We start from the raw sequence: 19,208 nt of genomic DNA, 5'->3' as shown, positions 1-19,208 counted from the left end.
CGGCCTTCATCGAATAACGCCGACATCGCATGTTTCGCGTTGCGAAAGCGTTAGTGGTAACGCATTCGATGCGCATCAATTTGAGTCAGTGCCGCATATATTTTGGGCGGAGATTGCACGATATACGACGGTGAAAATCAACGGCCTTAGCAACGGCCGCGACCCACATCACTTCGCAAGCACGTAGGGATCGAACAGCGAGATCGCGATTTCCGGCCGCTGCGTGCCACGAGTCTCTTCGATCACTTCGCGGGCCGTGCGAAATAGCGCATCCTTAATATCGAGACCTGGCGTCACGATATGCTTCGCGAGCGCCCGCGTGAACGGACTGTTAGTGGTGTCCACTCCATCCTCGGCCGTGGTCAGATGCTGCGTCGAATAGACGACGATGAGACCGTCGGCGCTTCTGAGTCGCCCGACTCCGCGCGACGCCGCTTCGCTCGCCACAGCGCCGCCACCACTACCGCTGCCAACCGCCGGGGTCGTCAGCTGCTCGCGCCGGAGCTCCAACTCGCGCTCGTTGTCGCGGCAGGCATCGAGAATCACAAGCCGCACACCTTTCGTGCGTCGTAACGCGCCGACCATCGATTCGACCTGAATCAGCTCCGAGGGGATCGACGACAGCTTTTCGTATTTCGAATCGACCGGGACAACATACGGAATGTCGGCGAAGGTGGAACCGTGTCCCGCGAAATAAGCGACGGACACCTGCGCAAACTCCGCGAGCACTCCGAACTGGCGGATATGATCCGCCATCGCCCGCTTGTCCAATTCCTCGCCATAGATCACATGGAAGCCGAGCTTGGTCAGCGTGTCGCGCATGATGCGTGCGTCGTTGACAGTGTTTGCCAGCCTGGGCACATGCCGGTAGGCGCCGTTTCCGATCACAAGCGCCACCCGCTCGCGCTGCGCGACCCCGGCTTTGGCGCGTTCAGCACCGTCCCTGGCTTCGGTCAAGTTGGGAGCGATACGGAAGGCTGTTTCGTAATCCTCCAGCGCCCGCCTGTAATCCTTGATTTCGAAATGCGCCTTCGCGCGATTGTTCAGCGCATGCTCATAGTCGGGGTCGCGGAGAATGGCTTCATTGAAATCGGCTATCGCGCGCCGGTAGTCGCGCTTGTCGACGAAGGCCTCGCCGCGCCAGTTGAAGCTGTCGGCCGGCTTCGAATTCAGACGGATGGATTCGCTGAAATCGGCGATCGCCTTGTCCGGGTCGCCGCTGGCCCGATGCGCCAAGCCGCGATTGCGCCAGATCAGGTAATTCCTCGGCGCGATTCGGATGGCTTCGTTGAAGTCCGCTATCGCCCGGTCGTAGTTCTGAATGCCGCTAAAGATATTGCCGCGCGCATTGAAGGCATTGGCATTGTTCGGGTCGGCCTTGATGGCTTCGGTGTAGTCCGCGAAGGCCGCGCCCTCCTGTCTCGGCCTCCTCTCGTGCAGGAAGCCGCGGCGCATATAAATTTTGGCGAGCTCAGCGCCCCGAAACGTCCCCGACTGAACCAGACGCGTACAAGCTTCGATCCGCACGACGTCCGGCCCACCGACGCCATTGCACAATTCGCGGTCGTCGGCGACAGACGCCGACGTCCAGAATCCGGCGGCAACGATCACGGCAATCCGCAGAATCCGGCGCATGGCGTTTCCCCGAAGGTGCAGTGCAATCCGTCCAGTATGATTGGTGCATTATCGCAGCGCCGAGGTTCACTTGAACACCGCAGAAAATCACATCGGCGCGAGGGCCAGGCCAGCAAAAAGGCCAGGCTTTCGGCCCGGCCTTGATTTCGCGAGACAACTATCCCTTACGTATTCATGCTCTCGAAGAATTTCGCGTTGTTCTTGGTGTTGCGGAGCTTGTCGAGCAGGACGTCGATCGCATCCATGGTGCCCATATGCGCCATGCGCCAGCCCGCGATTGCCATAGAAAACGGCACTTTCCGGACCGCGCTCAGCGCCGCTCCAGCGCAGCCTTCGCGACATCGCGGCCCTGCACCGCGCTGGCCAGTTGCGGATCGATCCGCAACGCCGCCTCGAAGTCGGACAGCGCACGATCGAAATTCCTGTTCTGGTAATGGATCGAGCCGCGGTTGGAATAGGCGATGGCATAATCCGGATCGAGGCGGATCGCCTCGTCATAATCCACGATCGCGCGTTCCATGTCGCCTTGTGCGCGATAGACATTGCCGCGGTTGTTATGGGCGATTGCGTTGTTCGGGTCCCGGCGGATTGCCTCGCTATAGTCCAGGATCGCGCGGGAATGGTCATCACGGTCGCGATGGGCATTGCCGCGGTTGATCAGAGCCGCGGTATTGTCCGGATCAAGACGGATCACTGCATCATAATCGCCGATGGCCCGCCCGGTATCCCCCTGCGCCAGATAGGCGTTGCCGCGATTGCCGTAGGCCGTCACAAGATCGGGGTCCAGACGGATGGCCTCGCCATAGTCTGCGATCGCCCGCTCGATATCGCCCGTGATCTGATAAAGGCTGCCTCGGTTGCTGTACATGACGGCGTCCTTCGGATTGAGCCGGATGGCTTCGCCATAGTCCGAAATCGCCCGCGCATAATCCTTGCGGTCACGATACGCATTGCCCCGGCTGATCAGGGCCGCGGTCTGCTTCGGATCGAGACGGATCACCGCGTCGTAATCGGCAATGGCGCGCTCGGTGTCCCCCTTCGCCAGATAGGCGTTGCCGCGGTTGCTGTAGGCGGCCTGATAGTCCGGTTTGAGACGGATCGCCTCGCTATAATCCGTGATGGCCCGCTCGATGTCGCCGCTGGCGCGGTAGGAAATGCCGCGATTCAGAAACGCCGCGGCATAGTTCGGATCGTTGCGGATCGCATCGCTGTAATCTGAAATCGCGCGGTCGTAATCCTCCCGCCTGAAATGCGCATTGCCGCGGTTCATCAGGGCCGCATTGTTTTTCGGATCGAGCCGGATCACCGCATCATAATCGGCAATCGCGTCATCCATCTCACCCTTCACCAGATGGAGGTTGCCGCGGATATTGTAGGCCACGACGAATTTCGGATCGAGCGTCACCGCCTCGGTGAGGTCGGACAGCGCCTGGTCGTAGGTCTTAGCCCGGTAGTGGAGATCGCCGCGGTAGTAATAAAGCCGCGCATTTTTCGGATCCAGCCGGATGGCTTCGCTGTAATCGGAGATCGCCTGTCCGGTGTCGCCCCTCAACCGGTGCGCGGTGCCGCGATTGCTATAGGCGGCCGCGGATTTCGGATCGCGCTGAAGCGCTTCGCTGAAATCGGAGATCGCACGGTGATAGGCCTTGGTCGCGAGATATGAATTGCCGCGATACACCAGGGGCGTCGCACTGTTCGGGTCGAGGGTGATCGCGCGGCTGTAATCGGAGATCGCGCGTTCATGGTCGCGCCTGGCCGCATGATCGAGCCCGCGGTTCTGCAGGGCCTGTGCGAGCCCGGCACCGGTCACGCTTCCGGATTCGATGAGCCGACTGCACGCCGCGATGCGCTCGTCTGCGGTCCCGCCATTTCCGGAGCACAATGCAGCGTCATCGCCGAGCGACGCCGAGGACCAGAACAAGGCGCCGGCAACCGCACCGGCCAGAACCCGCAACCCTTCACGCATGCCGCCACCTCCGCATGTCCGTCGGAGCAAGGGTTTAGCGCGTGGGATACAGGGCGTGGAAGCGCCATGACCGCGCGGCGGCCTACCATGGAATTATTACAGTGAAGATGAAGCGCACGCGGTCATTGCGCGAGAACGAACGGCTCGAACAACGAGATCGCGATCTCGGGACGCTGCATGTTGCCCGTCTTGTTGACGACCTCATTCGCGGTCCGGAACAGAGCGTCCTTGATGTCGATACCGGGTGTCACGAGGTGACGGGCGAGAGCACCGGTAAACGGGCTGTTTCCCCCAGGAGCGCCATCGGAGGCGGTCGTCATGTGCTGGGTCGAATAAACCACGATCAGACCGTCCGGATTCTTCAATCGTGCCAGCCCGCCTGCGACAGCGCCGCCGCGTGTGGCTTCGCCGCGGAGGGCGGCATCCTGCCGCTTCAGCACGATCTCGCGCTCGTTGTCGCGGCACGCATCGAGAATGACAAGCCTCACACCTTTCGCGCGTCGCAACTCGCCGACCAGCGTTTCCACCTGGATCAGTTCCGACGGGATGTCGCCCAGCTTCTCATATTTCGAATCGACCGGCACAACATACGGAATGTCGGCAAAGGTCGAACCGTGGCCGGCAAAGTATACGATCGCCGCCTCCGCATCGCGTACCATGATCCCGAACTCGCCGATGTGACGCCCCATCGCCCGCCGGTCGAGATTTTCGCCGTAGATCACTTCAAACCCGAGCCTAGCCAGTACCTCGCGCATGGTGCGGGCATCCGTGATCGTATTGTCCAGCGTCGGAACGTGCCGGTACGCGGCATTGCCGATCACAAGCGCGACCCGCTTCCCCGCAGGTTTGTCAACCTTCGGAACGGCCTGCTCGGCGGCCGGCGGCGTCCTTGCCGCGAACAGGGCGGACGCGGGACCCTCGTCCTTCGCGACGGCGTCGCGCTCGGCGGCCTGCTGGATCGGCTTGTTCGCATCGTCGACTGTCTTCGCGGCTACGATCGCGGACTCCGGCTGCTGTTCCTTGGGCTCGGCTTCGGCTGCAGGCGCCGGAACTACGCCCTCCGCCGCCTGGGGCGTTGCGGCAGCGGGTTCTGATCCGCGTTCCAGTCCCGCCCTCGCCGCGTCGCGGAGCGCGCGAACTTCATCCTCCGGCAGGGTCAACTTCGGCATCAGTCGAAGCAGAAGCTCGTCATTGAAGTCGGAACCCGGCTCAGACTTCAACCTCAAAACCTCATCGAGGTCCGACATCGCCTCGCGATACTGCCCTGCCCCCAGATAGGCACGTCCACGCATCAGCCGAAGCGCTATTTCGTGCGGCTCAGCCTCGACCCTTTCATTCAGATCGGGGATCGCCGCTGTGAAATCCCGCTTTTCGACGAACGCGTAAGCTCTCATGACCTTCAGAAATGCCATCCCAACGGGATCAGGATTGAGCTTGAGGCCCTCATTCACCTCGGAAATCGCACGGTCGGCATCACCCCTGGCGAGATTGAGAACCGCGAAGGCGATCGCATGCCACACCTCGTTTGGATCGAGCGCCTTGCTCACGCCGATGTCGGCGATCGCACGGTCGTATTCGCTTTTCTGCACGAACTCACCCGAGCGTTCCTTGAGTATCCCGAGCAGTTCAGCCTTATCGACTTTGCTCTCGCTCACGGCACGCTCGCATTCACGAATCCGCTCGTCCAAGCTCGCGTCGACTGAAAGACAGGCCGCCAGCTTCGCTGCAATCAGCGTCTGCTTGCCTTGGGCATATTCCTTGGCGGCCTCGGGCGTTAGTGCGTTTGCCCCACCCCCGCGCGCGATCGCCCGTTCGAAATCCGCGACAGCGCGTTCGTGATTTTGCTTCGCCGCATGGGCTCGCCCGCGCAGCATGTAGCTCTTTGGCTCCATGTAATTCGGTGCCAGCAGCTCCACCCTGTCGAGATCCGCGATGGCTCCGTCATAATCCTTCTTTTCAAAGTAGCTTGCGCCGCGGTCGGCGAACGCGCTGTTATCCGCCGGATTCATGCGGATCGCTTCCGTGAGATCGGCGATCGCACGATCATGGTCAAGCATCCGCTGAAACGCCGCAGCGCGCGTCTTCAGACTGGTATCGCTCCTAGGATCGAGTCGTATTGCTTCGCCGAGATCGGCAATGGCCGCCGCATCATCGCCTTTGAGGATAAGAACCTCGGCACGTTGAATGAAGGCTCGTGCGGACGACGGCTGCAGGCGGATTACCTGGCTGAAGCTTGCGATCGCAAGATCGTAGCTGCGCCGGTTCCGAAGCAAATTGCCTCTGGCTTGCAGCGCCGCCACGTGATCCGGGTTCAGCGCGATGCAGGCATTCAGGTCGCTCAGGGCCGCCGTCGAATCGCTTCGGTGGGAGAGAGAGATATCGGCGCGGTTGAAGAACGCCTGCGCCAGTTTCGGATGGAGCCTGATCGCCTGATTGAAGTCGGAAAAAGCCTGGTCGAATTTTCGTTGCGCAGCGAGCGCTTCTCCGCGCGCATTGAGCACCCGGGCCAGTTCCACACCTTTGAGCCGCTTGGCCCTTATCAAGCGGTCACAGGATGCAAGCCTTGCAACTGGTTCGAGCGAAAGGCAATCGGAGCGGTCGTCCGCCTGCGCCGATCCCGACGACGCGATCGCCAGCACCACTGCTGCAACAAGGAACCCGGGCACGCGCATGGCACTCCCCTCACGAAAGGCACCCGCCAGTATATTTGTGCCACAAGATCGCGACGAGATCACCAAAGGTCACCTCACATCGTAGTTATTAGGCGCTTCCTCCATACCGTCGTCCAGGATCAGACACGAAAAACAAAAAGGCCGGGCGAACCCGGCCTTTCCATTACGACAAGGTGAATCTCTGCGCGCCTTACGTATTCATGCTCTCGAAGAATTCCGCATTGTTCTTGGTGTTGCGGAGCTTGTCCAGCAGGAAGTCGATCGCATCCATCGTCCCCATCGGGTTGAGAATGCGGCGCAGCACATACATCTTCTTGAGCTGCTGCGGATCGGTGAGCAGTTCTTCCTTGCGGGTGCCGGAGCGGGTGATGTCGATCGCCGGGAAGGTGCGCTTGTCGGCCACCTTGCGGTCGAGGATGAGTTCGGAATTGCCGGTGCCCTTGAACTCTTCGAAGATCACTTCGTCCATGCGCGAGCCGGTATCGATCAGCGCGGTCGCGATGATGGTCAGCGAGCCGCCTTCCTCGATATTGCGGGCCGCGCCGAAGAAGCGCTTCGGCCGCTGCAGCGCGTTGGCGTCGACACCGCCGGTCAGCACCTTGCCGGATGACGGCACCACGGTGTTGTAGGCGCGGCCGAGGCGGGTGATCGAATCCAGCAGGATCACGACGTCGCGGCCGTGCTCGACCAGGCGCTTGGCCTTCTCGATCACCATCTCGGCGACGGCGACGTGGCGCGAGGCCGGCTCGTCGAAGGTCGACGACACCACCTCGCCCCGCACCGAGCGCTGCATGTCGGTGACTTCTTCCGGGCGCTCGTCAATCAAGAGCACGATCAGATAGCATTCCGGGTGGTTGGCGGTGATCGCATGCGCGATATTCTGCAGCAGCACGGTCTTGCCGGTGCGCGGCGGCGACACGATCAGCGCGCGCTGGCCCTTGCCGATCGGCGCCACGATATCGATGACGCGGGCCGACAGATCCTTCTTGGTCGGATCGTCATGCTCCATCCTGAGCCGCTCGTCGGGATAGAGCGGCGTCAGGTTGTCGAAATTGATCTTGTGACGCGCCTTGTCGGGGTCCTCGAAATTGATGGTGTTGACCTTGAGCAGCGCGAAATAGCGCTCGCCTTCCTTGGGCGAGCGGATATGGCCTTCGACGGTGTCGCCGGTCCGCAGCCCGAACCGGCGAATCTGCGAGGGCGAGACGTAGATGTCGTCGGGGCCCGGCAGATAATTCGCCTCCGGCGAGCGAAGGAATCCGAAGCCGTCGGAGAGCACTTCGACGACGCCTTCGCCGACGATGTCGATCTCCTTCTGCGCGAGCTGCTTGAGGATCGCGAACATCAGCTCCTGCTTGCGCAGGGTGCTGGCGTTTTCGATCTCCTGCTCTTCGGCGAAGGAGAGAAGCTCAACGGGGGTCTTGGTCTTGAGGTCTTGAAGCTTTACTTCCCGCATAGGGGGCAGTCCTTGGAATGAGGATCACCGGCGCCAGACGAAAAACTCGAAACAGCGGCGGCGATTCAGGAGAGGATTCCGCAGGTCTTGGCCGGAGGGTCGTGCCGAAAGTCTTTAAGTCGAGAGACCTGGCTGACGGGCATTACGTCCCGGCCGATGCTTGCACCTTTACGGATACACCGGTGGCGCTGTCTGGCATCCGCCTGCGTTCGGAGGGATGATCAAAGATACGGACCGGCGTCCGATTCCGCAAGTGGCTTTCCCGTGACAGTCTCCGGAGGTGTTGACATCAGAACGGCTTGAGCACCACCAGCAGAACGATCAGGATCATCAGGACAGTAGGTACCTCATTGAGATATCGATAGAATTTTTGTGAATGGCGGTTCCGGTCATGGGCGAAATCGCGGGTCAGGCGGACATACCAGCCGTGGACACCCGACATCACCAGCACCAGCGCCAGCTTGGCATGCAGCCAGCCCGACCGGAAGAATCCGCCCTCCCAGGCGAGCCACAGACCGAAAATCCAGGTGGCGATCATCGCCGGATTGATGATCGCCTTGAGGAGCCGGCGCTCCATCACCTTGAAGGTTTCGGACTGCTTCGAGCCCGGTTCCGCATCGCAATGATAGACGAACAGCCGCGGCAGATAGAGCATGCCGGCCATCCAGGCGATCATCGCGATGATGTGCAGGGACTTGAGCCAGAGGTAGAGCATTGCTCGCCTTATCCCTCCGCCGCAGAGGCCTTTGCGGGAGGGATCACCCCCGCACCCGCCGCAGCATCTGCTCGACATGCGCGATCGGCGCGTCCGGCGTGATGCCGTGGCCGAGATTGAAGATGAAAGGGCCGTCCGAGAACGCGCGCATCACATCATCAACCGAACGATCAAGCGCATCGCCGCCGGCGATCAGCACCAGCGGATCGAGATTGCCCTGCACCGGCCGCACTTTCTGAATGCGCTCGCGCGCAAATTTCTTGTCGATCATCCAGTCAAGCCCAACAGCATTGACCGGCACCTCGGTCACATAAGGCTCAAGCGCCGCACCGGCGCCGCGCGGAAAGCCGATGATCTTCGCATCGGGGATCACGTCCCGCACCGCAAGAACGATGCGCCGGGTGGGCGCAATCGACCAGCGTGCGAATTCCTCAGGCGGCAACACGCCCGCCCAGGTGTCGAAAATCTGCACCGCATCGACACCGGCCTGCAGCTGGCGGATCAGATATTCGGCTGACGCCTTCACCAGCAGGTTGATCAGTTCGTCGAAGGCATCCGGATGACGATAGGCAAACAGCCGTGCCGGAGCCTGGTCGGGCGTACCATGCCCGGCAATCATGTAGGTCGCGACCGTCCAGGGAGCGCCGCAAAAGCCGAGAAAGGTCACCCGATCCGGCAGCTCGGGCTTTACCCGGCGGATCGTCTGGTAGATCGGCTCAAGCAACCCGTGGTCGACCTCACGGCGGATCTGCCGGACCGTTTGCGGCTCCGTGATCGGCTCGAGCGTCGGACCTTCGCCGGCGACGAAATCGACCTTCCGGCCGAGCGCATAGGGGATCACGAGAATGTCCGAAAACAAAATGGCTCCGTCGAACCCGAATCTGCGGATCGGCTGCAGGGTGACTTCGGCGGCCAGTTCCGGATTGAAGCACAGGTCGAGGAACGAACCAGCCTTCTCACGCGTTGCGCGGTATTCGGGAAGATAGCGGCCCGCCTGCCGCATCATCCAGACCGGCGGAATGTTTTCACGATGCCCGTCGAGAACGTTGAGGAGGGGTTTGTTCACAAGCGCACTCACCGGAGGCATCCTTCCCTTAAAGAATTCTAGAATCTTCTATTCAGTTTCTTTTAGGCGGTTGATTGGACTCACAACTCACTTCCGCAATCTTGCAAATCGCTTTCCCACACATCCCCGCTGTTCGGGAGACATTGCCCACATTCATCAACAGGGCCCAAACCATTGAAGGAAAAGGGGCTGACAGGCGTGGCTTCATGATGATTGCCGAGGGTCCCGCGGTTATCACCATTACCATCGGCAATTTCGCCAAATCTGTCCAACCGCTCGACAATGTGGGGCCCTTGTCCTCGCCGGTCTCTGGCCACCTTGCGCTTTGGGCTTCGACATGGCCTTCTCCCCAGCGCTGCACATCTCGTTCCGCGAACATACCCGGTCTGAACCCATGTCCCGGGCTCACGTCCCGGGCTGAAGCCCCGAGCATAAGTCCCGAGCCCCGCTTTGCCGCATCGCAACCCAAGCTATTTCCATCTGCACCTGGTCTCCGATTCCACCGGTGAGACACTCACCACCGTGGCTCACGCGGCGGCCGCGCAATACGCTCACATTTCGCCGATCGAGCATGTCTACCCGCTGATCCGGACCCAGAAACAGCTTGACCGGGTGCTGACCGAAATCGAGGAAGCGCCGGGCATCGTGCTATACACCCTGCTGGACGAGGAACTGACCGGCCGGCTGGAGCAGAAATGCGAGGAGCTCAGTCTGCCCTGCCGCTCGATTCTGGGGCCGGTGCTGCGTGTGTTCCAGTCTTATCTCGGCGCCACCACCACTCCGCGGGTCGGTGCCCAGCACACCCTGAACGCGGAATATTTCAAGCGCATCGATGCCCTGAACTACACGATGCTGCATGACGACGGTCAGCACGTCGATGATCTGGAACAGGCCGATGTGGTGCTGGTCGGTGTCTCGCGCACCTCGAAAACCCCGACCTCGATCTATCTCGCCAATCGCGGGGTGAAGACCGGCAATTATCCGCTGGTGCCCGGCGTACCGGTGCCCCCCCAGGTTGAAGCCTTGACGAAGCCGCTGGTGGTGGGGTTATTCGCAAGCCCGGAGCGCATCGTGCAGATCCGGCAGAACAGGCTTCTGGGTTTGAAGGCGCATCACAACGAGGCGGCCTATATCGACCGGCAGGCGGTGGCGGACGAGATCAATTTCTCCCGCAAGCTGTGCGCGCGCCATGGCTGGCCGCTAATCGACGTGTCGCGCCGCTCGATCGAGGAGACTGCCGCGGCGGTGCTCCAGCTTCTTGCGGAAAAACGGCGCGCGCCGTCGCTTTAGATGCAGTTCTGGTCCGCTCCGGCACCTCTGATCCTGGCCTCCAAGAGTCTGGCCCGACGCACCATGCTGAGTGCGGTCGGCATACCGATCGAGATTGTGCACGCACAGATCGACGAGCGGGCGATCGAACGCACGCTTGGCGAAAAGCGCGATCCGGACGAACTGGCGCTGCTGCTGTCCTGGGAGAAAGCCAGTGCGGTGTCGTTCAAGCTGCCGTCGCGGATCGTGGTCGGCGCGGATCAGACGCTTGCCATGGGTTCGGTCCGGTTCAACAAGCCCGCCGACCGCGACGAGGCCCGCGAGCAATTGCGGCGGTTGCGCGGCAACAGTCACACGCTGCACTCCGCAGTGTCGCTGGTGCAGGACGGCTCGGTGCTGTTCAAGGTGGTCGATACGGCGCGGCTGCGGATGCGGAATTTCTCCGACAAGTTCCTGGAGGAATATCTCGAGGCCGCCGGACCGTCGGTGACCCAGAGCGTCGGCGGCTATCAGCTCGAGAAGCTCGGAATCCATTTGTTCGAGCGTGTGGAGGGCGATTATTTCACCATCCTCGGCATGCCATTGCTGCCGCTGCTCGCGTTCCTGCGTCAGCAGGCATACTTGAAGGACTAGATGTCGTCTGAGGAGTTTGCCGCGAGTCGGCAATGACCAGGGACCGATCATGATCATTCTCGGTCTTACCGGCTCGATCGGCATGGGAAAATCGACCACTGCGCGGCTGTTCGCGGAGGAGGGCGTGCCGGTCCATGACGCCGACGCGGTGGTGCACGCGCTCTATGAGGGCGAGGCGGCGCCGCTTGTCGAGGCGGCGTTTCCCGGAACGACCCGGGATGGCAAGGTCGATCGCGCATTGTTGGCGCAGGCGGTGGTCGGCAATCCCGACGCGATGAAGCGGCTCGAAACGATCGTGCATCCGCTGGTCGCGCAGGCTCGCGACCGGTTTCTCGCCAGAGCGCGCGCGGACGGAGCGCCGGTGGTCGTGCTCGACATTCCGTTGCTGTTCGAGACCGGCGGCGAGAAACGCGTGGATGCAGTGGTCGTGGTGTCGGCAGCGCCCGAGATCCAGCGCCAGCGCGTCATGGAGCGTCCCGGCATGACCGCGGAAAAGTTCGAGGCATTGCTGGCCAAGCAGACCCCCGACGCGGAGAAGCGACGGCGCGCCGACTACATCGTGGATAGCGGGCACGGCATCGAGCCGGCGCGCAGGCAGGTACGGGACATCCTGGCGAAGGTTGCTAGACTGTCGTCAACACATTGATTCGGATTCCGGCGGGCCATCTTGCGCGAGATCGTTTTCGATACCGAAACCACGGGCCTCGATCCGGTGCAGGGGCACCGGCTGGTCGAGATCGGCTGCATCGAATTGTTCAACCGGTTTCCGACCGGCAGGACATTCCACAAATACGTCAATCCCGAACGCGACATGCCGGTCGAGGCCTTCAACGTGCACGGGCTGTCGGTCGAGTTCCTGCGGCAACATCGGGTGTTTCACGAGATTGCCGACGAGTTTCTCGAGTTCGTCGCCGACGCACCGCTGGTCGCGCATAACGGCTATTTCGATCTTGCATTCATCAACTCCGAGCTTGATCTCGCGAGGCGTCCGCCTTTCGCGCGCGACCGCATTGTCGACACGCTGATGCTGGCGCGCCGCAAGCATCCGGGCGTATCGAACAAGCTCGACGATCTCTGCGTCCGCTACAAGATCGACAATTCCAGGCGCACCAAGCATGGCGCGCTGCTGGATGCCGAATTGCTGGCCGAAGTGTATATCGAACTGACCGATGCGCGGCAGACGTCCCTCGGGCTGGTCGCGAGCAGCACGCGCACAATTTTTGTCGGCAGTAACGGTGCAAGGAGCCGCACCCGGCCCGTGCCGCTGCCAGCCCGCATCAGCGAGGACGAGCGCCTCGCCCATGCGGCCTTCATAGCGACCCTGGGCGAGAATGCGGTCTGGCGGAGCTATTCCGGATCGATCTGATCCCTTTCTCGCTGGCGTGCAATCGCATAGGGTAACGGTCACCTGAATTCGGGAATTGAGGCAACGACCGCTTCTGCAAGCGGGCCAAGCCGAGGGTCATCCGATGAAGGCGATCAATTGTCGACTTGCAGCCATGTGGCTTGCTTTCATGTGGCTTGTTTTCCTCGCAAGCCTTCTCATTCTGCCGGGTTCGCTTCAAGCCCAGAAGGCCGTGTTCCGGATCGGATGGCTTGAAGTTTGCGATGCCGGCCCGCGTCGTCCGCACTTTGACTTCTTTCGTGCTCGCTTGCAGGACCGCGGCTATGTCGAGGGGAAGAATCTCATCATCGAACAGCGCTTCGCGTCCTGTCATTACGACCGGATGCCTGGCCTGGCCGAGGAGCTTGTCAGGATACCCGTAGACGTGCTGTTCACGATCGGCACCCGGGCAACACGCATTGTCGCCCAGCATGTAAAGAAGACGCCGATCGTCGCCTATTCATGCGACCCCTTCGAACACGTCGCGCGCCTGGCCCATCCCGGCGGAAATCTGACCGGCGTGACCTGCATGACGACCGAACTCATGCCAAAGCGGGTTGAGCTTCTCAAGGAGCTTGTACCAAGCGTCTCGCGCGTGACCTTGCTGCAGGATCCCGAGGCGGCAACCAACGCATTCGAATTGTCGAAGGCGGCAGGCAGGCGCGTCGGCGTGGAGGTTCAGGCTACTCAGGTGTCGGCCGACGATGATCTCGGGCGGGAGCTTGCCGCGGTTGCAAAACAGCGTCCGGATGCGTTGCTGGTCTACCCGGACATGGTATTGAGCGCGCATCCGCGACCGCAGCAGCTCGGCGATTTCGCGATCAGCGCCCGCTTGCCGACCATGCATGCATTCCGCTTCTATGTGGATGCCGGTGGTCTCATGTCGTATGGCGCGACATTGGCGGAGGTCTATGCGGCCGCTGCGGAGCAGGTCGCGAAAATTCTGGGCGGCGCGCAGCCGGGCGATTTGCCGTTGCGGCAGGCGACGCGGTTTGAGCTCGTGATCAACAACAGGACCGCGAAAATTCTGGGGATCAAGATACCGCAGTCGCTGCTCGCGAGAGCCGACGACGTCATCGAATGATCGCGCGAACGATGCTCGGGCGGCCGGCCGCCGGAGGAAGTTCTCGGTTCTGGCGCTGACGGATCTGTCGCGAGCGGCTCTGCAACAGCCCCTGAATCAGCTCGCCGGCTGCTGCTGCGCCTGCTCGGCCATCTTCTGGCGGTAGAGGCTCACGAAGTCGACCGGATCGATATAGAGCGGCGGGAAACCGCCATTGCGGACGGCGGTCGCGATGATCTCGCGCGAGAACGGAAACAGCAGCCGCGGGCATTCGATCATCAGCACCGGATGAATGCTTTCGTCCGGAACGTTCTGGATCCGGAAAACGCCGCCATAGACGAGGTCAAAGGCAAACAGCAGCGTGGTTCCGATCTCTGCCTTGCCTTCGATCTTCAATTCGATCTCGAAATCGGATTGCAGCGGTGCAGCATTTACATTGATCTGAATATTGATCTGCGGCTGCTGGTTGGAAGGCTGCAGCGAGCGCGGCGCGTTCGGGTTCTCGAACGAGAAGTCCTTCACATATTGCGCCAGTACGTTCAGCTGCGGAGGCGCGGCCTGCTGGTCATCGGTGGGCGCGGGCTGCGGGCCGCCATTGGTCGGGTTCGCCATCATCAATCCTGTTTCCGCGCCGCGACCCGGCGCTTGCGGCGGAGTGGCTAACATACGCCTTCGGGTGGAACAAGGATGGCTGGCTCAACGGCGCCGGGACCGTCTGGGCGGCACTCGGCGCCGCTCGCCGGCGCCGTCCGCGATATGCCGGTCCGGCAAGTCCCGCCATTGGCTGCGGTCGAGATCCAGCACTCGGCTGGCATCGGGGCGCGGCCGGCCGGTGGGGGCGCGCGCGATCAGTCTGCGCTGCACTGCGGGGATCAGCAGTAGCAATCCGACACAGTCCGTGATGAACCCGGGCAGTACCAGCAACAGGCCACCGAGTGTGGTCAGAAATCCGCCGGACCGGGTACCCGGTGCGCCGAAGTCGCGTTGGGACAAAATGTCCACGAGGCGGCCTGCCAGCCGCCGGCCCATCTGTGCAAGCACCAGCATCCCCAGCAGAGAGGTCGCAATCAATCCGGCCACGGCCGCGAACGACCCAAACATCCAGGCGACGGTGAGAAAAACCGTGGCTTCGGCCACAACCAGGCCTAAAATTCCGAACAGGATCAGCTTTCCGACCGGCATCGGCGCGTTCCAATCGCGGTCTCGTGTTGGCCTTTGCGGCCGGGATCGTCTAAAATCTGCTTGAAGCTGAGTTTTTGGCTCAAGGGGACCTATGGCTAAGACCGACCGCGTGCTTAGATTATAGCGCTGGACGGCTCCTGTAGCGCTCTCGGGCTGACGCGGCGGCCCCGTCTGACCCGGGCCGCAAAGGCATTCGCGACGTGTTCGACATCTACACCATCATCTTTCTCGCGCTGGCGATATTCATCTTCATTCGCCTTCGCAGCGTGCTCGGGCAGCGCACCGGACGCGAGCGCCCTCCCTATGACCCCTATTCCGCGCGCGACGCCCGCGCCCCCGCAAGCGACAAGGTCGTCAACCTGCCGACCCGTAACGCCGAAACCATGGCACGCCCGGCGGAACCGGCTCCGGATCGCTGGAAAGGCATCGCCGACGAAGGCAGCGCGGTCGCGACCGGGCTCGACGCGATCGTCGCTCAGGACCGCAGTTTCGACGCCAGGCACTTTGTCGCCGGCGCACGGGCGGCCTATGAGATGATTGTGGGCGCATTCGCCGCAGGCGACCGCAAGAGCCTGAAGGGTCTGTTGTCGCGCGAAGTCTATGATGGCTTTGAAGCCGCCATCCGCGACCGGGAAGCCAAGGGCGAGACCATCGAGAACAAATTCGTGTCGCTCGACACCGCCGACATCATCGGTGCCGAGTTGCGCGGCAATGTTGCGCAGGTGACGGTGCGGTTCATCTCGCAACTGATCTCGGCGACCCGCGACAAGTCAGGCAATGTCATCGACGGCAGTCCGGACAAGGTCACCGAGGTCACCGACGTCTGGACCTTCGCGCGCGACGTGACGGCGCGCGATCCGAACTGGAAGCTGGTCGCGACCGAAGCGGGACAGTGATTTGATCGAGCCGAGGTTGCGGTCATTGCGGGGAATGAACGCGCGCCGGCCATGGTGCGCCGGATCGACCCTTGCCATGGCCACTCTTGCCACGGCCACTCTTGTCGCAGCCATCGTCGTGGCACCGCTGCTGGCGTTGCCGGCCTCGAACGCCGCCTTCGCAGAGACCACGGCCGGCACCATCACGGTTGCCGCCAAGAAGAAATCGGCGCGCGCCAAGGTTGCGAAGAAGCGCGTTACCAAGGCGCATCCGCTGAAGATTCCAAAGAGTGCCTTCGAGGCCCTGGCCTGGCACGAGATCAAGGGCTGGATCGAGGACGATCACGCCGAAGCATTCTCGGCATTCCTGGCGAGCTGCAAGCCGATCCTGCGCAGTTCCGAAAAGGCGCGCGCGCAGCGCGGCGAGACCTATCGCGCGCTGTTCGAAGTGTGTGGACGCGCGGTCGCGGCGGTTCCGCTCGATCAGACCGGCGCGCGGCATTTCTTCGAGCAGAATTTCCGGCCGGTGAAGCTTGCGGCGCAGGGCGAAGCGGACGGGTTCTTCACCGGCTATTACGAGCCGGTAGCGGAGGGCGCGCGCTTTCCGAGCGATATCTACACCACGCCCCTGTACCGGCGCCCACCGAACCTCACGACGATGCGGCTGCGCCGCTCCGCGGGCAAGGGCAAGGCCGGCAAACGAACCGTGAAGCGCGCGACCGCGCCATTCTATGATCGCACCCAGATCGAGGAGGGCGCGCTCGCGGGCCGCGACCTGGAAATCGTCTGGCTGAAGGATCCGATCGACGCCTTTTTCGCCGAAATCCAGGGCTCCGTCCGGGTGCGGCTGGAAGACGGCAAGGTGATCCGCCTGAACTACGCCGACAAGAACGGCCATCCCTATTTCGCCGTGGGCGCCGTGCTGATCCAGCGCGGTATCGTGTCGAGAGAAGAGATCTCGATGCAGAAGATCCGCGAATTCATGGAGAAGAATCCGGAGGAAGGCAAAGCGCTGCGGCGGATGAACAAGTCCTATGTGTTTTTCCGCGAGACCGATCTCGGGGAGCATGATGAAGCCATCGGCGCGCAGGGCATCTCGCTGACCGCCGCGCGCTCGATCGCGGTCGACCGCAAGATTCACACCTACGGGATGCCGGTTTTCGTCAACGCCCTGTTGCCGATCGTCAGCGAGAAGCCCGATACGTGGTTCCGGCGGCTGATGGTGGCGCAGGATACCGGCGGCGCGATCGTCGGCCCTGCACGCGCGGATATCTACCTTGGCGCGGGCGAGGAAGCGGCGCGCGCGGCGGGTCGGTTCAAGCATAACGGCCAGTTCGTGATGCTGGTCCCCAACGAACTCGATGGCGAAAATCTGGCGCTCGGCATGCCGCTGCCGCAGCCGCGGCCGTCGGGCATCGCGGTCGCGAGCGTCGGCCGCCCGCAGGCCAGGTCCGAAGAAAAGCCGTCATCCGCCGCGGCACCCGCGGCTGCGGCGACGCCGGTCCCGAAACCCGATCCAAGGCCGCGGCCGCAATCGACCGCCAGGAATGAACCGGCGCAGCCGCCGCTTCCGGCGCGCAAGCCCTCGGCGAAAGCCGATGCCGTACCGAAACCGCCGGTCAGGCCGGAGAATGCCACTGCGGTCCGCTCCCGGACCGATGCGCCGGCAAAGCCGCGCCCGGCGCAAAAGAGCGCCAATCCGTTTCCCAAGCCGGTCAAGCCGGTCGTGACGACGCCTGCCGGAACGGCGTCGCCAGCCGCGGCGAAGCCCGCGCCGAAACCAGCGAATTCCAAACCGGCTTCCAAGCCATCGGGCAAGCCTGCGTCATGACCGCCGGCGGAAGCCGCATGGGCCGGCGGCTTTCACCGGAAGATCTGGCGCTTTGGGACGGGGTGACCCGATCCGTACGGCCTCTGCGCAAGCGTGTTCGTGCGAGCGAAACCAGAGCCGAGACCGCCGATCCGTCGGCGGCCCCCCTGAAAGCGCCGAAGCGTTCCACGCCCGTACCGAAGGCCCCGGCACCGGTGCGCAAGCCGGCGCCACCGCTGGCTCCGCTGGACCGCAAGACCAAGCAGAAGCTCGCACGCGGGCGCGATGCGATCGACGCGCGGCTCGACCTGCATGGTCACACGCAGGCGGAAGCGCATGATGCGCTGTTGCGCTTCCTGCAAAAGACACAGGCACGTGGCGACCGCATGGTGCTCGTCATCACCGGGAAGGGCTCGCGAAATCCCGGTGTGCGGGGCGAGACCGCTGGAGGCGCGCTCAAACGCGCAGTGCCGCTATGGCTTGCGCTGCCTGAATTTCGCCGGTTGGTGGCAGGCTTCGATTCCGCCGCAATTCCTCACGGCGGAGAAGGCGCGCTGTATGTGCGATTGCGGAAATCTCGACCGGCCTCATCCTGAGATGCGGGCAAAGCCCGCATCTCGACGCAGGACGCCAGGGAGACCGAACGTCAGAATTTCACGGTCGCAAACACCTTCACGGTGCGGCCCGGCTGCAGCACCTCGTCCTTCTTGAACGATTGTGCGAACCGCACGTCGTCGTTCAGCAGATTGTCGCCGACCACCCCGAACTTGACCTCGGCGATTCCATCCGGGTCGCCCCGCAGCTTCGACGAATAGCTGAGTTCGGCCTTCAGAAGATCGTAACCGCCGGTCTGGGTTTCATAGGCGGCGATGTCATTCTGCGGATAGGCATGCAGCAGTCCGACGCGCGCAAACCATTGTGCGTCCCGGTAATAGACGCCACCGCCGAGCCGCTGCGGCGGGATGCGAGGCACGTTGCTGCCATCGGAAAAGGTGGCCCGCACGATGTCGTATTGGCCGTCGACGCCCCATACGCCCGCACCCAGCGGCGCGACGTCCAGCTGGGCCTGAATCTCGGCGCCGCGGAACGTCGCATCACGCTGCGCGTAGACGGCCTGCAGAAGCTCGCCCGCGGTGCCGGGTGCGCAACTGTCGAAGTCCTCGTCGCAGGTCTGTCCGGTGAGGTTGCGATAGATGAAGCCCTTGAAGCGCGTGTAGAAGGCGGTCGCCTCGAAGCGAAACGGACCGGTCTTGCGCCGGATGCCGGCCTCGACCGAATTTGCAACCTCGGTGACCAGGTTCGGATCACCGATATCGAACGTACCGGTGGCCTCGTGCACGCCGCGCGACAGCAATTCCGGGGCGCGCGGGGCGCGCTCGACATGCTGCGCGGTGACGCTGGCGACCAGGTCGCCGGGCAGGTCCTGCAGGAAACCGATCGCGCCGCTGACCGGCGTGAATGAAAGATCGCGCCAGATGCTGA

At 62.6% G+C, this 19,208-nt stretch carries 17 protein-coding genes; 8 read left to right on the top strand and 9 right to left on the bottom strand.

The features are described from left to right. Positions 1-168: 168 nt before the first annotated feature. From AB7F49_RS03190 to hemE, 6 genes are all read right to left on the bottom strand, one after another. Positions 169-1,635, bottom strand: coding sequence for a caspase family protein (locus tag AB7F49_RS03190; RefSeq protein ID WP_428520245.1), 1,467 nt, complete (start codon positions 1,633-1,635; stop codon positions 169-171). Between the two features lie 310 nt (positions 1,636-1,945). Then, the gene (locus AB7F49_RS03185; protein ID WP_428520243.1) at positions 1,946-3,601 is read right to left on the bottom strand and encodes a tetratricopeptide repeat protein; all 1,656 of its coding nucleotides are present in this window, start codon (positions 3,599-3,601) and stop codon (positions 1,946-1,948) included. A 122-nt stretch (positions 3,602-3,723) separates the two neighbouring features. Beyond that, positions 3,724-6,273, bottom strand: a complete 2,550-nt coding sequence (locus tag AB7F49_RS03180; RefSeq protein WP_428520241.1) for a caspase family protein — start codon at positions 6,271-6,273, stop codon at positions 3,724-3,726. Between the two features lie 190 nt (positions 6,274-6,463). Then, positions 6,464-7,729 (bottom strand): transcription termination factor Rho, encoded by a 1,266-nt coding sequence (gene rho / locus AB7F49_RS03175; RefSeq protein ID WP_428520239.1) that lies wholly within the window; start codon positions 7,727-7,729, stop codon positions 6,464-6,466. Between the two features lie 289 nt (positions 7,730-8,018). Next, positions 8,019-8,444: a protoporphyrinogen oxidase HemJ gene (hemJ, locus tag AB7F49_RS03170; RefSeq protein WP_428520237.1), complete on the bottom strand. Its 426-nt coding sequence runs from the start codon at positions 8,442-8,444 to the stop codon at positions 8,019-8,021. A gap of 43 nt (positions 8,445-8,487) precedes the next feature. Further along, on the bottom strand, positions 8,488-9,522 hold the full coding sequence (hemE, locus tag AB7F49_RS03165) for a uroporphyrinogen decarboxylase (protein WP_428520235.1): 1,035 nt from the start codon (positions 9,520-9,522) through the stop codon (positions 8,488-8,490). A gap of 438 nt (positions 9,523-9,960) precedes the next feature. Here hemE and AB7F49_RS03160 point away from each other — a divergent pair, with 438 nt between their 5' ends. The 5 genes from AB7F49_RS03160 to AB7F49_RS03140 all read left to right on the top strand — a co-directional run bounded on the left by AB7F49_RS03160 (position 9,961) and on the right by AB7F49_RS03140 (position 13,880). Continuing rightward, entirely contained in the window at positions 9,961-10,800 is an 840-nt protein-coding gene (locus AB7F49_RS03160) for a pyruvate, water dikinase regulatory protein (RefSeq protein ID WP_428520233.1), read from the top strand. After that, positions 10,801-11,412, top strand: a complete 612-nt coding sequence (locus tag AB7F49_RS03155; RefSeq protein WP_428520231.1) for a Maf family protein — start codon at positions 10,801-10,803, stop codon at positions 11,410-11,412. It begins immediately after the preceding gene. A gap of 49 nt (positions 11,413-11,461) precedes the next feature. Then, a complete protein-coding gene (gene coaE / locus AB7F49_RS03150) occupies positions 11,462-12,058 on the top strand; it encodes a dephospho-CoA kinase (RefSeq protein ID WP_428520229.1) in 597 nt (198 codons plus the stop codon). 21 nt (positions 12,059-12,079) lie between these two features. Then, positions 12,080-12,778, top strand: coding sequence for a DNA polymerase III subunit epsilon (gene dnaQ, locus AB7F49_RS03145; protein ID WP_428520227.1), 699 nt, complete (start codon positions 12,080-12,082; stop codon positions 12,776-12,778). A gap of 103 nt (positions 12,779-12,881) precedes the next feature. Beyond that, positions 12,882-13,880 (top strand): ABC transporter substrate-binding protein, encoded by a 999-nt coding sequence (locus AB7F49_RS03140; RefSeq protein ID WP_428520225.1) that lies wholly within the window; start codon positions 12,882-12,884, stop codon positions 13,878-13,880. 96 nt (positions 13,881-13,976) lie between these two features. Here AB7F49_RS03140 and secB read toward each other — a convergent pair whose 3' ends face one another. Next, a complete protein-coding gene (gene secB, locus AB7F49_RS03135) occupies positions 13,977-14,471 on the bottom strand; it encodes a protein-export chaperone SecB (protein ID WP_428520467.1) in 495 nt (164 codons plus the stop codon). A gap of 84 nt (positions 14,472-14,555) precedes the next feature. Continuing rightward, on the bottom strand, positions 14,556-15,041 hold the full coding sequence (locus AB7F49_RS03130) for an FxsA family protein (RefSeq protein ID WP_428520223.1): 486 nt from the start codon (positions 15,039-15,041) through the stop codon (positions 14,556-14,558). Positions 15,042-15,241: 200 nt separating this feature from the next. Between AB7F49_RS03130 and AB7F49_RS03125 the strand changes: the two genes are divergently transcribed. From AB7F49_RS03125 to AB7F49_RS03115, 3 genes are all read left to right on the top strand, one after another. After that, complete coding sequence (locus AB7F49_RS03125) at positions 15,242-15,937, top strand: Tim44/TimA family putative adaptor protein (protein ID WP_428520221.1); 696 nt, start codon at positions 15,242-15,244, stop codon at positions 15,935-15,937. 76 nt (positions 15,938-16,013) lie between these two features. Continuing rightward, positions 16,014-17,747: an MltA domain-containing protein gene (locus AB7F49_RS03120; protein ID WP_428520219.1), complete on the top strand. Its 1,734-nt coding sequence runs from the start codon at positions 16,014-16,016 to the stop codon at positions 17,745-17,747. Further along, complete coding sequence (locus AB7F49_RS03115; protein ID WP_428520217.1) at positions 17,744-18,322, top strand: Smr/MutS family protein; 579 nt, start codon at positions 17,744-17,746, stop codon at positions 18,320-18,322. The genes AB7F49_RS03120 and AB7F49_RS03115 overlap by 4 nt, the downstream gene beginning before the upstream one ends. Positions 18,323-18,372: 50 nt before the next feature. Here AB7F49_RS03115 and AB7F49_RS03110 read toward each other — a convergent pair. Next, positions 18,373-19,208 (bottom strand): TonB-dependent receptor (locus AB7F49_RS03110; protein WP_428520215.1); only part of this gene is annotated, 836 nt, incomplete at its 5' end.

The organism is Pseudorhodoplanes sp., from assembly GCF_050250235.1.
Classification (GTDB): domain Bacteria; phylum Pseudomonadota; class Alphaproteobacteria; order Rhizobiales; family Xanthobacteraceae; genus Pseudorhodoplanes.
This window is presented reverse-complemented; position numbering and strand designations above follow the sequence as displayed.